Source organism: Pseudomonas sp. NY15463 (genome assembly GCF_048068415.1).
GTDB classification, from domain to species: Bacteria; Pseudomonadota; Gammaproteobacteria; order Pseudomonadales; family Pseudomonadaceae; genus Aquipseudomonas; species Aquipseudomonas mosselii_C.
On record NZ_JBLUQD010000003.1, the window covers coordinates 554,308 to 567,473 of the forward strand.

A 13,166-nucleotide genomic window follows, 5' to 3' on the forward strand; every position below is an offset into this window, starting at 1 on the left:
CTCAGCAGTCCAGTGGGTTGCGCTTGTCCGGGTCGATGCCGAACTTGACGATGGCGTCAGCCACAACCTTGGGTTCGATCTCGCCACGGTCAGCCAGGGCTTCCAGGGCAGCCAGCACGACGAAGTGGCGGTCGACTTCGAAGAAGTGACGCAGCTTCTTGCGGCTGTCGCTGCGACCGTAACCGTCGGTACCCAGGACTTTGAACTCTTTGCTCGGCACCCACTGGCGAATCTGCTCGGCGAACAGCTTCATGTAGTCGGTGGAGGCGATGACCGGGCCTTTGCGACCGTTCAGGCACTGCTCGACGTAGGTCTGCTGTGGCTTCTGGCCAGGCTTGAGGCGGTTGGCGCGTTCCACGGCCAGGCCGTCGCGACGCAGTTCGTTGAAGCTGGTGACGCTCCACACGTCGGCACCGACGTTGAACTCTTCACGCAGGATCTTCGCCGCTTCGCGGACTTCACGCAGGATGGTGCCCGAGCCCATCAGCTGAACGTGGTGCGCGGCATCGCGGGTGTCTTCTTCGAGCAGGTACATGCCCTTGATGATGCCTTCCTCGACACCGGCCGGCATGGCTGGCTGCTGGTAGGATTCGTTCATCACGGTGATGTAGTAGAAGATGTCCTGTTGCTCTTCGGTCATCTTCTTCATGCCGTCCTGAATGATCACCGCCAGCTCGTAGCCGTAGGTCGGATCGTAGGTGCGGCAGTTCGGGATGGTGCCCGCCATCATGTGGCTGTGACCGTCTTCGTGCTGCAGGCCTTCACCGTTCAGGGTGGTACGGCCGGCGGTACCGCCGATCAGGAAACCACGGGTGCGGCTGTCGCCAGCGGCCCAGGCCAGGTCGCCGATACGCTGGAAGCCGAACATCGAGTAGAAGATGTAGAACGGCAACATCGGCTGGTTGTGGCAGCTGTACGAAGTACCGGCAGCGATGAACGACGACATGGCGCCGGCTTCGTTGATGCCTTCTTCGAGGATCTGGCCCTTCTTGTCTTCGCGGTAGAACATCACTTGGTCTTTATCGACTGGCTCGTAGAGCTGGCCGACCGAGGAGTAGATGCCCAGCTGACGGAACATGCCTTCCATACCGAAGGTACGTGCTTCGTCCGGGATGATCGGCACGATGCGCTGGCCGATTTCCTTGTCCTTGACCAGTTGCGCCAGGATGCGCACGAAGGCCATGGTGGTGGAAATTTCGCGGTCGCCCGAGCCGTCGAGGATCGCCTTGAGGGTTTCCAGCGGCGGGGTCGGCACGCTGAAGCTCTTGGCACGGCGCTGAGGCACGAAACCGCCCAGGGCAGCGCGGCGCTCGGCCAGGTACTTGGCCTCGGCGGAGCCTTCTTCTGGTTTGAAGAACGGCAGGTTCTCGAGGTCGGCATCCTTGACCGGGATATCGAAGCGGTCACGGAAGTGACGCAGGCTGTCGACGTCGACCTTCTTGGTGTTGTGCGCGGTGTTCTTGGCTTCGCCAGCACCGGTGCCGTAACCCTTGATGGTCTTGGCCAGGATGACGGTAGGCTGCTCTTTGTGGTTCACCGCCTGGTGGTACGCCGCGTACACCTTGTACGGGTCGTGACCGCCACGGTTGAGCTTCCAGATCTCGTCGTCGGACAGGTCTTCGACCATGGCCTTGAGTTCTGGGGTGTTGAAGAAGTGTTCACGCACGTACGCGCCGTCTTTGGCTTTGTAGTTCTGGTACTCGCCGTCGATGACTTCGTCCATGCGGCGCTGCAGGGCACCGTTGGTGTCCTTGGCCAGCAGTGGGTCCCAGAAGCGGCCCCAGACGACTTTGTTGACGTTCCAGCCACCGCCACGGAACACGCCTTCGAGTTCCTGGATGATCTTGCCGTTGCCGCGAACCGGGCCGTCCAGGCGCTGCAGGTTGCAGTTGATGACGAAGATCAGGTTGTCCAGCTTCTCGCGGCCGGCCAGGGCGATTGCGCCCAGGGATTCCGGCTCGTCGCACTCGCCGTCGCCCATGAAGCACCAGACCTTCTGCTTGCCGGCCGGGATGAAGCCGCGAGCTTCCAGGTACTTCATGAAGCGTGCCTGGTAGATGGCCTGGATCGGACCCAGACCCATCGAAACGGTCGGGAACTGCCAGAAGTCAGGCATCAGCCATGGGTGCGGGTACGAGGACAGGCCATTGCCGTCCACTTCCTGACGGAAGTTGTTCATCTGCTCTTCGTTGATGCGGCCTTCCATGAAGGCGCGGGCGTAGACGCCTGGCGAGGCGTGGCCCTGGAAGAAGATCAGGTCGCCGCCGTGCTCTTCGGTCGGGGCCTGGAAGAAGTAGTTGAAGCCGATGTCGTACAGCGTGGCGCTGGAGGCGAAGCTCGAGATGTGGCCACCCAGGTCCGAGTCTTTCAGGTTGGTACGCATGACCATGGCCAGGGCGTTCCAACGCACCATCGAGCGAATGCGGCGTTCCATGAACAGGTCGCCAGGCATGCGTGCTTCGTGGGTGACAGGGATCGTGTTGCGGTATGGCGTGGTGATGGCGTAGGGCAGCTGAGAGCCACTGCGGGTGGCCAGCTCGCCCATGCGGGTCATCAGGTAATGAGCGCGGTCTTCGCCTTCTTTGTCGAGGACCGACTCCAGGGCATCCAGCCATTCCTGGGTTTCGATTGGATCGAGGTCTTGCATGGCTTGCTCCAGGGCGGAAAGGCCACCAGAATCGGTGGCCTGAGTTTGCGACTGGCCTTATGGGCAGACGTCGTGAATTCTTGGATTACCGGACAGTCATCCGGCGCGGTGTAGTTTTACTACAAATGGATTCGCATTTCATGCTTTTACACGCCATGGGTAGTAGTAAAACTACACAAATGCGACGTTTGGTCGCACTCCGGGTTGTGGAGAAAAACGTTCATGTTGGTTGGTGCTGTGTCGTGATCGGGTGATTCTTGATGGTTTCAGCCAATGATTCGACTTTTTCAGCTATTTACAACTTTTGTATGACAGTCCAACCGTCATTCGGCGGTGTTTTGCCCCATTCAACCCCTCACTTTCACGCCGATCAAGGATAGACCATGCGCCTGCCTTTGCCGCTCGATCTGCCTGCCGCCCTCCAACCGCTGGTCGCTCGTAACCGTCAGTTCCTGCGCGAGGCCGTCGCCGCGCAACCTGCACTGAACCCGGACACGTGGAGCGCCGCCCATCAACAGCAGTTCGACCAGGTGTGCGCCGCCAGCGATTTCGTGCTCGGCCAGCTCCAGCGTGAGCCTGCGGTGCTGTTCGAGCTGCTGGCAAGCGGCCAGATGGACCGCCCGTTCGCCCCCGGCGAGCTGCGCGGGCAGGTCAATGCCGTGGCCCAGGCTGCGCAGAGCGAGGACGAACTGGCGCGCAACCTGCGCCGCGAGCGCAACCGCCAGCAGTTGCGCATCATCTGGCGTGACATTACCCGCCAGGCGGCGCTGGGCGAGACCTGTCGCGACCTGTCGGACCTGGCCGATGCCGCTATCGACGAAGCGTATCTGTGGCTGTACCCGCGCCACTGCCAGCAGTTCGGCACGCCCATTGGCCGGCGCAGTGGCCAGCCGCAGGCGATGGTGGTGCTGGGCATGGGCAAGCTGGGCGCAGGGGAGCTGAACCTGTCCTCGGACATCGACCTGATCTTCGCCTTCCCCGAGGGCGGCGAGACCGAAGGGGTCAAGCGCTCGCTGGACAACCAGGAATTCTTCACCCGCCTCGGCCAGCGCCTGATCAAGGCGCTGGACCCGGTGACCGTCGACGGCTTCGTGTTCCGCGTTGACATGCGCCTGCGCCCTTACGGCTCGGCGGGTGCGTTGGTGCTGAGCTTCAACGCGCTGGAGCAGTATTACCAGGATCAGGGCCGCGACTGGGAACGCTACGCGATGATCAAGGCGCGAGTGGTGGCGGGCGATCAGGTCGCGGGTGCGCAGTTGCAGGAAATGCTGCGTCCGTTCGTCTATCGGCGTTACCTGGACTTTTCGGCGATCGAAGCGCTGCGCAGCATGAAGCAGCTGATCCAGCAGGAGGTGCGGCGCAAGGGCATGGCCGACAACATCAAGCTCGGCGCTGGCGGCATCCGCGAAGTGGAGTTCATCGCCCAGGCCTTCCAGCTGATTCACGGCGGGCGCGACCTGAGCCTGCAACAGCGCCCGCTGCTCAAGGTGCTCGCCACCCTCGAAGGCCAGGGCTACCTGCCGCCAGCGGTGGTCGCCGAGCTGCACGAGGGCTACGCGTTCCTGCGCTATACCGAGCACGCCATCCAGGCCATTGCCGACCGTCAGACCCAGATGCTGCCAGACGACAGTCAGGATCGTGAGCGCATCGCCTACATGCTCGGTTTTAGCGACTGGAGCTGCTTCCATGAGCAGTTGATGCACTGGCGCAGACGTATTGACTGGCACTTCCGCCAAGTGATCGCCGACCCCGATGAAGATGAGGTCGAAGGCGAACTGGTGGTCGGCGGCGAGTGGTCGCCGCTGTGGGAGCAGGCCCAGGACGAAGAGGCCGCTTGCCGTCAGCTGGAAGAGGCCGGGTTCAAGGTGCCCGCCGAAGCGTTGCGGCGTCTTGCTGCCCTACGCGCAAGCCCCGCGCTGCGTTCGATGCAGCGCATTGGTCGTGAGCGCCTGGATGCCTTTATTCCACGCTTGCTGGCCCAGGCCGTCGAGCACGACAACCCGGACTTGGTGCTGGAGCGGGTATTGCCGCTGGTTGAGGCCGTGGCCCGCCGCTCCGCGTACCTGGTGCTGCTCACCGAAAACCCCGGCGCCCTGCGGCGCCTGCTGACCCTGTGCGCCGCCAGCCCGTGGATCGCCGAGCAGATCGCACGATACCCGTTGCTGCTCGACGAGTTGCTCAACGAAGGCCGTCTGTTCAGCCCGCCCCTGGCGCCGGAACTGGCCGCCGAGCTGCGCGAGCGTCTGACGCGGATACCGGAGGATGATCTGGAGCAGCAGATGGAGGCGCTGCGCCACTTCAAGCTGGCCCACAGCCTGCGGGTGGCGGCCTCGGAGATCACCGGCAACTTGCCGTTGATGAAGGTCAGCGACTACCTGACCTGGCTGGCCGAGGCGATCCTCGACCAGGTCCTGGCCCTGGCCTGGCGCCACACCGTAGCCCGCTACGGCCAGCCGCAGCGCAGCGACGGCAGCCTGTGCGACCCAGGCTTCATCATCGTCGGCTATGGCAAGGTCGGTGGGATCGAGCTGGGCCATGGCTCGGACCTGGACCTGGTGTTCATCCATGACGGCGACCCGAATGCCGAGACCGATGGCGCCAAACCCATCGATGGCGCGCAGTTCTTCACCCGCCTGGGCCAGCGCATCATTCACCTGCTGACCACCCAGACCAACTCCGGCCAACTCTACGACGTGGACATGCGCCTGCGCCCCTCGGGTGCATCGGGGTTGTTGGTCAGCTCGCTGGGCGCTTTCGAGCGCTACCAGCAAGCCGAGGCCTGGACCTGGGAGCATCAGGCGCTGGTACGGGCGCGGGTGCTGGTGGGCTGCGGGCAGGTGGCACAGGCCTTCGAGGGCGTACGCGCGCGGGTACTGGGCAAGCCCCGCGAACTCGACACGCTGCGCGTCGAAGTGAGCGAAATGCGCGCCAAGATGCGCGACAACCTGGGATCTAAGGGGACTGCCGCAGGCACTGCTGGCAATGCCTTCGAGGCCGGTCAGCCGTTCGACATCAAGCAGGATGCGGGCGGTATCGTCGATATCGAATTTATGGTGCAATACGCCGCTTTGGCCTGGTCCCATGACCACCCGAGCCTGCTGCGCTGGACCGATAACATCCGCCTGCTCGAAGAGCTTGAGCAGGCCGGACTGATGCCCGCCGCCGATGCCGTGCTGCTGCGCGAGGTGTACAAGGCGTTCCGTTCGGCCTCGCACCGCCAGGCGTTGCAGAAACAGGCGGGGGTGATCGATGCCGCGCAGTTCGTCGATGAACGCCGCCAGGTGCGGCGGATCTGGGGTCAGTTGGGGTTGACGTGAGCGTTTTTGGGGCCGCTTTGCGGCCCTTTCGCGGCACAAGGCCGCTCCTACAGGGGGAACGCCTCTGCTGTAGGAGCGGCCTTGCGCCGCGAAAGGGCTGCGCAGCAGCCCCAGAAAACCTCTCTCAGCCCGCAGTGGTACACTGTGCGCCACATAGCCTGAATATAAAGAGGGGAGGCCAGGTTGCAGATCAGCCTGCAGCCTCCCCGAATGTTTCTGGATAACCCATGAGAATACTGATCATTGGCCCCAGCTGGGTCGGCGACATGGTGATGGCGCAAACTTTGTTCCAGTGCCTGAGACAACAGCACCCCGACAGCGTGATTGACGTGCTGGCCCCCGAATGGAGCCGGCCGATCCTCGAACGCATGCCCGAAGTGCGCCAGGCCTTGAGCTTCCCGCTCGGCCATGGTGCGCTGGCGTTGGCCACGCGTCGGCGCATCGGCAAGTCGCTGGCGGGTCAGTATGACCAGGCCATTTTGTTGCCCAACTCGCTCAAGTCGGCGCTGGTGCCGTACTTCGCCGACATCCCCGTGCGCACCGGCTGGCGCGGCGAAATGCGTTACTTGCTGCTTAACGACGTGCGCAAGCTGGACAAGGCGCGCTACCCGCTGATGATCGAGCGTTTCATGGCCCTGGCCTATGCGCCTGATGCGCCGCTGCCGCAACCCTACCCACGCCCGAGCTTGCGCATTGAGGCCGCCAGCCGCGATGCCGCACTGGCCAAATTCGGTCTGGCGCTGGACCGCCCGCTGCTGGTGTTGTGCCCCGGCGCCGAGTTCGGCGAGGCCAAGCGTTGGCCGAGCGAGCATTACGCTGCCGTGGCCGAGGCGATGATCCGCCAGGGCTGGCAAGTGTGGTTGTTCGGCTCGAAGAAGGACCACCCTGTCGGCGAGCAGATCCGCGACCGACTGATTCCGGGCCTGCGCGAAGAGTCCTACAACCTGGCGGGCGAGACCTCACTGGCCGAGGCTATCGATCTGATGTCCTGCGCCGATGCTGTGGTGTCCAACGATTCCGGCCTGATGCACGTGGCGGCGGCACTGAACCGCCCGTTGGTGGCCGTGTACGGCTCGACCTCGCCGGGCTTCACGCCGCCGCTGGCCGACCAGGTCGAGGTGGTGCGTACCGGCATCGAATGCAGCCCGTGCTTCGAGCGCACCTGCCGTTTCGGCCATTACAATTGCCTGCGTCTGCTGGAGCCTGGAAAAGTCATTGCTGCCCTGCACAGCCTGGGTGGTCCGAACCTGATCGATAGCGTGGCCGAGGTCGACTGAGTGCGGGTACTGATCATCAAGACGTCGTCGCTGGGCGACGTCATTCACACCCTCCCGGCGCTCACCGATGCGGCCCATGCGATTCCCGGCATCCGCTTCGACTGGGTGGTCGAGGAAGGCTTCGCCGAGATCCCCACTTGGCATCCGGCGGTCGACCAGGTGATCCCGGTGGCGATTCGCCGCTGGCGCAAGAACCTCTGGCAGACCCTCAAGAGTGGCGAGTGGAAGGCGTTCAAACAGCGCCTACGTGCGCGTAAGTACGACCTGGTGATCGATGCCCAGGGGCTGCTCAAGTCGGCTTGGCTGACACGCTACGTCAAGGCTCCGGTGGCCGGGCTCGACCGCTATTCGGCACGCGAAGGTCTGGCCAGCAGGTTCTATGACCGGCGTCTGTCGGTCGCCCTCGGCCAGCACGCGGTCGAACGGGTACGCCAGCTGTTCGCCCTGGCCCTGGCCTACGACATTCCCGAAGGCGTCGGCGATTACGGCCTTGACCTGAACCGTCTGCAACTGCCACCGGTCGCACCCTACGTGGTGTTCCTGCACGGCACCACCTGGGCCACCAAACACTGGCCCGAAGCCTATTGGCGCGAGCTGGCCGAGCGTATGGGCCGGCGCAAGTTGCAGGTGCTGTTGCCTTGGGGCAACCCTGCGGAAAAGGCCAGGGCCGAGCGGATTGCGCAAGGCTTGAACAACTGCCAGGTGCTCCCCAAATTGAACCTGGCAGGGGTTGCCCGCGTGTTGGCCGCTGCCAAGGCCTGCGTGGCCGTGGACACCGGACTTGGCCACCTGGCGGCCGCGCTGGATGTGCCGACCATCTCGCTGTTCGGCCCCACCAACCCTGGTCTGACCGGTGCCTACGGACGCGCCCAGATCCACCAGGCGAGCAACTTTGCCTGCGCCCCGTGCCTGCAGAAGAAGTGCACCTACAAGCCGAGCGCAGAGGATCTGCGCCGGTTCGATCTCAAACGCGAGTGGCCGTTGTGCTTCACTCGCCTGAATCCCGAGCATGTGGCGGGCCGCTTGAGCGCGCTGCTGCTGGCTGAGGATGTTCGTTGATGCAACTGGCTTTCGTGCTCTACAAATACTTCCCTTTCGGCGGGCTGCAACGCGATTTCATGCGCATCGCACTCGAATGCCAGAAGCGTGGTCACCAGATCCGCGTCTACACGCTGATCTGGGAAGGTGACATTCCGCCTGGCTTCGAGGTGCTGGTGGCGCCGGTCAAGGCGTTGTTCAACCACCGCCGCAACGAGAAGCTCAGCGCCTGGATGGACGCCGACCTGGCCAAGCGCCCGGTGGACCGGCTGATCGGCTTCAACAAAATGCCCGGCCTGGACGTTTACTACGCCGCCGATGGCTGCTTCGAGGACAAGGCCCAGACCCTGCGCGGCGGCCTGTACCGTCGCTGGGGTCGCTACCGGCATTTCGCCGAGTACGAGCGTGCGGTGTTCGCCCAGGATGCGCGTACCGAGATCCTGATGATCTCCGAGGTGCAGCAACCGCTGTTCATCAAGCACTACGGCACGCCGCAGGCGCGTTTCCACCTGCTGCCACCGGGGATTTCCCAGGACCGCCGGCGCCCGGCTGACGCCGATGCGATTCGTGCCGAGTTCCGTCGTGAATTCGGCTTGTCAGACGACCAACTGCTGCTGGTGCAGATCGGCTCGGGCTTCAAGACCAAGGGCGTGGACCGCAGCCTCAAGGCCCTGGCCGCGCTTCCTGCAAGCTTGCGCAAGCGTACCCGGTTGATGGTCATCGGCCAGGACGACCCCAAGCTGTTCCAGGTGCAGAGCACCGCGCTGGGCTTGGGTGAGCAGGTGCAGTTTCTCAAGGGGCGCAGCGATATCCCGCGCTTCCTGCTGGGCGCCGACCTGCTGATCCACCCGGCCTACAACGAGAACACCGGCACCGTGCTGCTCGAAGCACTGGTCGCCGGGTTGCCGGTGCTGGTCTCGAAAGTCTGCGGCTATGCCCACTACATCGCCGAGGCCGACAGTGGCCTGGTGCTGGACGATCCGTTCGCGCAGGAGCAGCTCAACCAGTACCTGCAACGCATGCTTGAAGACGGCCCGGCGCGTGCCGCCTGGTCGCGCAATGGCGTGACCTTCGCCGGCAGCGCCGATCTGTACAGCATGCCGCAGCATGCCGCCGATGTGATCCTGGGCGAGGGACAGGCATGAAACTGATGCTGGCCGAACCCTTCAAGCGCCTGTGGGCCGGGCGCGACGCGTTCGATGCGGTCGAGCAATTGCAGGGCGAGGTGTACCGCGAGCTGGAAGGCCGGCGGACGCTGCGTACCGAAGTCGACGGCGAGGGGTTCTTCGTCAAGATCCACCGCGGCATTGGCTGGGGCGAGATCTTCAAGAACCTGTTCAGCGCCAAGCTGCCGGTGCTCGGCGCAGGCCAGGAGTGGAAAGCCATCCAGCGCCTGCATGAGGTCGGCGTACCGACCATGACTGCCGTGGCCTACGGCGAGCGCGGCAGCAACCCGGCGACCCAGCACTCGTTCATCGTCACCGAAGAGCTGGCGCCCACCGTGAGCCTGGAAGACTTCAGCCTCGACTGGGTCAAGCAGCCGCCTGAGCCGCGCCTCAAGCGCGCGCTGATCGCTGAAGTGGCGAAAATGACCGGTGGCATGCACCGCGCAGGGGTCAACCATCGTGACTGCTACATCTGTCACTTTTTGCTGCACACCGACCGTCCGGTGACGGCGGATGACTTCAAACTGTCGGTGATCGACCTGCATCGCGCGCAGACCCGCGCGACAATCACCCGGCGCTGGCGTGACAAGGACCTGGCTGCGCTGTACTTCTCGGCGCTGGACATCGGCCTGACCCGGCGCGACAAGCTGCGCTTTCTACGCGGATACTTCCAGCGTCCGCTGCGCCAGGTACTCAAGGAAGAAGCCGCGCTGCTCGCCTGGCTCGAACGCAAGGCGCAAAAACTCTATGATCGCAAGCAACGCTATGGGGATGCACTCTGATGGCGGGTTGGACACTGGCGCCAGGCTATCAGCCGCTGGCGGCGGACTTTGGCAGTCTCGAAGCGGTGTTCGCCTTGCAGGGCGAACACCTGACCCGTGACCCGTTGAGCGAGGTCATTCGTATCGAGCGTGACGGGGTCAACTACTACGTCAAGCGCTACACCGGCGCCGGTAAACACATGCGCCGCTTCCTTGGACGCCCGCGGATCAAGGCCGAGTGGCAGAACCTCAAGCAGTTCGCCAAGTGGGGTATTCCCACCGCTGACGTGGTGGCCTGGGGGCTCGAGCGCAACGGGCTGTCGTTTGGCCGTGGGGCGATGGTCACCCGCGAGTTGCCGCGCACCGAAGACCTCTCGGTATTGGCCGAGCGTAACGACCCGCGCCTGCACGACCGCGCCTGGGTCGATCACGTGAGCCGGCAACTGGCGCGGCACACCCGCCAGATGCACGACCACCACTTTGCCCACAACGACCTGAAGTGGCGCAACCTGCTGGTGGACGATCAGGGTACGGTGTTCTTCATCGACTGTCCGACGGGGGACTTCTGGCGCGGTTTCATGTTGCGCCATCGCCTGATCAAGGACTTGGCCTGCCTGGACAAGGTCGCCAAGTATCACCTGTCGGCGACCCAGCGCCTGCGTTTCTACTTGCAGTACCGTCGCCATGATCGCCTGACCCCCCGTGACAAGCGGCGTGTGCGTCAGGTGTTGAGCTTTTTCGAGGGAAGGGAATGACCGATTACCTGGCCAGCACCGACCAGGCGCTGCTCAAACGCCACGGCCTGAGCGATTTCGAGACGCTGTGGGCATTGCAGCTCGACGCGGTGGACGAACCCAATACCGGGCGCGGCGGTTGGAGCAGCGTGTTCCGCCTGGAGCTGGAGGGCAAGGGCTACTACCTCAAGCGCCAGAGCGATTACCTCACGCGGACCCTGCACCGTCCCTTCGGCGAGCCGACCCTGGCCCGCGAGTTTCGCAACATCAGCCGCTACCAAAAGCTAGGCATCCCGGCGTTGCAGGCGGTGTTCTACGGCGAGCGCAAGCAAGGCGGACAGCACCGCGCCATGCTCATGACCCGCGCCCTGGACGACTGGCGCGACCTGGATCAGTTGCTCGGCCAATGGCCACAACTGGCCGAGCCGCAGCGCGAGGGCATCCTGCGCGCCTGTGGCCAGTTGGCCCGGACGCTGCACCGGGCCGGCCAGGTACACGGCTGCTTCTACCCTAAGCACATCTTCCTGCGTGAGCGCCGCGAAGACTGGCAGGCGCAGTTGATCGACCTGGAGAAGACCCGCTCGCTGCTGTTCGGCATGCGTGATCGGCTCAAGGATCTGGAGCCGCTGTTGCGCCGCGCCGATACCTGGACCGAGGCCGACGTGCGCGTCCTGTTGTCTGCCTACCTTGAACAGCCGCTCGACAGCGCGTTGGTCGGCACCTGGGTGCAACGCCTGACGCAACGCCGTCGCCACAAAGAGGGCCGCTGATGCGCCTGTCCGAACTCAAGGCCGCCGGGCGCAGCCCGACCCTGCCGCTGACCATCACCCTCGCCGATGCGGCAGGGCCCGCCGACCTGCAACTGCTCAGCCTGCTGCGGGTGCTGCCTGGCCAGCGTTATGTGGGCGCAGGTATCTGGCGCGGCACCAAGGTGCTGGCCAAGCTGTTGGTCGGCGGCAGTGCCGCACGGCACTTCCAGCGCGAACGGGACGGTGCCCGGCTGATGGCCGATCAGGGTCTGAGCACGCCCCGCCTGTTAGCTGACGGCCTGCAGGACGGCGAGGGTGGCTGGTTGCTGTTCGAGTTCCTCGACCACGCCCAGAGCCTGGGGGATGCGTGGGCCGAGGTGGAACACTTGCCGATGCTGGCCGACGCGCAGCATGAGGTGCTCGGTGAGGCGTTGACGGCTGTGGCGCAGATGCACGCCAAGGGGCTGTGGCAAGACGACCTGCACCTGGACAACCTGCTGCGCCAGGACGGTCGGCTGTACCTGATCGATGGTGCCGGGATCAAGGCCGAAACCCCAGGCCAGCAGCTTTCGCGTCAGCGGGTGCTGGAAAACCTCGGGGTGTTCTTCGCGCAATTGCCCAAGCGTCTGGAGCCGTTCATCGAAGAGGCGCTGGTGCACTATCTGTTGGCCAACGCCGAACACGCATTGCCCCTTGAAGCCTTGCTCAAGCAGGTAAACAAGGTGCGCGCCTGGCGCCTGAAGGACTATCTGGAGAAAGCCGGGCGCGAATGCACGCTGTTCAGCGTCGAGCGCAGTCTGTCGGGGTTGCGTGCGATCCGCCGTGAAGAGCGTGAGGCATTGCTACCGGTGCTGGAGCAGGCCGATGCGCTGATCGACCGGGGGCAGTTGTACAAGACTGGCGGCGCCGCCAGCGTGGCGCGGGTCGAAGTGAACGGGCGTGCGCTGTTGCTCAAACGCTACAACATCAAAAGTACCGCCCATTGGTTCAAGCGCTTCTGGCGTCCGAGCCGGGCCTGGCATGCGTGGATCGAAGGCAATCGCCTGGCATTCCTCGATATCGCCACCCCGCGCCCGTTGGCGGTGCTGGAAACCCGCACCTTGGGGCTGCGTAGCCGTGCCTACCTGGTGACCGAGCATATCGATGGCCCCGACCTGGTCGCGTGCTTCGCTCCGTTCGTGGACACTGGCGAGGCCCCAGACGAACAGGTCGAGGCCTTGGTCCACCTGATGCAGCAGCTGATTCGCGAGCGTATCAGCCACGGTGACTTCAAGGGCCACAACCTGTTCTGGGTCGACGGCCAGTGGTCGCTGATCGACCTCGACGCTACGTGCCAGCACGCGACCCAGCTCAGCTTCGCCCCGGCCTTCGCCCGCGACCGGGCGCGCTTGCTGCGCAACTGGCCGAGCAGCAGCGCGTTGCACCAGCGGTTGGATCAAGTGCTGCCGCGTCTACCTGAGTAGTCAGGGTTTGGCCT

General features: G+C 64.2%; 9 protein-coding genes. 8 read left to right on the top strand and 1 reads right to left on the bottom strand.

The window, feature by feature from the left end; all coding sequences use genetic code 11:
* Nucleotide 1: 1 nt before the first annotated feature.
* On the bottom strand, nucleotides 2-2,647 hold the full coding sequence (gene aceE, locus ACNFIC_RS10320) for a pyruvate dehydrogenase (acetyl-transferring), homodimeric type (RefSeq protein WP_138220412.1): 2,646 nt from the start codon (nucleotides 2,645-2,647) through the stop codon (nucleotides 2-4).
* 383 nt (nucleotides 2,648-3,030) lie between these two features.
* Here aceE and glnE point away from each other — a divergent pair, with 383 nt between their 5' ends.
* From glnE to ACNFIC_RS10360, 8 genes are all read left to right on the top strand, one after another.
* On the top strand, nucleotides 3,031-5,964 hold the full coding sequence (gene glnE / locus ACNFIC_RS10325; RefSeq protein ID WP_138220411.1) for a bifunctional [glutamate--ammonia ligase]-adenylyl-L-tyrosine phosphorylase/[glutamate--ammonia-ligase] adenylyltransferase: 2,934 nt from the start codon (nucleotides 3,031-3,033) through the stop codon (nucleotides 5,962-5,964).
* A 227-nt stretch (nucleotides 5,965-6,191) separates the two neighbouring features.
* The gene (gene waaF / locus ACNFIC_RS10330) at nucleotides 6,192-7,241 is read left to right on the top strand and encodes a lipopolysaccharide heptosyltransferase II (protein WP_416780943.1); all 1,050 of its coding nucleotides are present in this window, start codon (nucleotides 6,192-6,194) and stop codon (nucleotides 7,239-7,241) included.
* Nucleotides 7,242-8,300 carry a lipopolysaccharide heptosyltransferase I gene (gene waaC, locus ACNFIC_RS10335; protein WP_138220409.1) on the top strand — a complete coding sequence of 353 codons (1,059 nt, stop codon included), beginning with the start codon at nucleotides 7,242-7,244 and terminating at the stop codon, nucleotides 8,298-8,300.
* On the top strand, nucleotides 8,300-9,424 hold the full coding sequence (locus ACNFIC_RS10340; RefSeq protein WP_138220408.1) for a glycosyltransferase family 4 protein: 1,125 nt from the start codon (nucleotides 8,300-8,302) through the stop codon (nucleotides 9,422-9,424). The genes waaC and ACNFIC_RS10340 overlap by 1 nt, the downstream gene beginning before the upstream one ends.
* On the top strand, nucleotides 9,421-10,227 hold the full coding sequence (gene rfaP / locus ACNFIC_RS10345) for a lipopolysaccharide core heptose(I) kinase RfaP (protein WP_138220407.1): 807 nt from the start codon (nucleotides 9,421-9,423) through the stop codon (nucleotides 10,225-10,227). Before ACNFIC_RS10340 ends, rfaP begins: the two co-directional genes overlap by 4 nt.
* Entirely contained in the window at nucleotides 10,227-10,961 is a 735-nt protein-coding gene (locus ACNFIC_RS10350; RefSeq protein WP_138220406.1) for a lipopolysaccharide kinase InaA family protein, read from the top strand. Before rfaP ends, ACNFIC_RS10350 begins: the two co-directional genes overlap by 1 nt.
* Nucleotides 10,958-11,710 (top strand): lipopolysaccharide kinase InaA family protein, encoded by a 753-nt coding sequence (locus tag ACNFIC_RS10355; protein ID WP_416780944.1) that lies wholly within the window; start codon nucleotides 10,958-10,960, stop codon nucleotides 11,708-11,710. Before ACNFIC_RS10350 ends, ACNFIC_RS10355 begins: the two co-directional genes overlap by 4 nt.
* Nucleotides 11,710-13,152 carry a lipopolysaccharide kinase InaA family protein gene (locus ACNFIC_RS10360; protein ID WP_416780945.1) on the top strand — a complete coding sequence of 481 codons (1,443 nt, stop codon included), beginning with the start codon at nucleotides 11,710-11,712 and terminating at the stop codon, nucleotides 13,150-13,152. The genes ACNFIC_RS10355 and ACNFIC_RS10360 overlap by 1 nt, the downstream gene beginning before the upstream one ends.
* Nucleotides 13,153-13,166 lie beyond the last annotated feature (14 nt).

Excerpts from the sequence above, each read along its gene's own strand:
- aceE (WP_138220412.1), bottom strand. The coding sequence starts at position 2,647 with ATGCAAGACCTCGATCCAATCGAAACCCAGGAATGGCTGGATGCCCTG.
- glnE (WP_138220411.1), top strand. The coding sequence starts at position 3,031 with ATGCGCCTGCCTTTGCCGCTCGATCTGCCTGCCGCCCTCCAACCGCTG.
- waaF (WP_416780943.1), top strand. The coding sequence starts at position 6,192 with ATGAGAATACTGATCATTGGCCCCAGCTGGGTCGGCGACATGGTGATG.
- ACNFIC_RS10340 (WP_138220408.1), top strand. The coding sequence starts at position 8,300 with ATGCAACTGGCTTTCGTGCTCTACAAATACTTCCCTTTCGGCGGGCTG.
- rfaP (WP_138220407.1), top strand. The coding sequence starts at position 9,421 with ATGAAACTGATGCTGGCCGAACCCTTCAAGCGCCTGTGGGCCGGGCGC.
- ACNFIC_RS10350 (WP_138220406.1), top strand. The coding sequence starts at position 10,227 with ATGGCGGGTTGGACACTGGCGCCAGGCTATCAGCCGCTGGCGGCGGAC.
- ACNFIC_RS10355 (WP_416780944.1), top strand. The coding sequence starts at position 10,958 with ATGACCGATTACCTGGCCAGCACCGACCAGGCGCTGCTCAAACGCCAC.
- ACNFIC_RS10360 (WP_416780945.1), top strand. The coding sequence starts at position 11,710 with ATGCGCCTGTCCGAACTCAAGGCCGCCGGGCGCAGCCCGACCCTGCCG.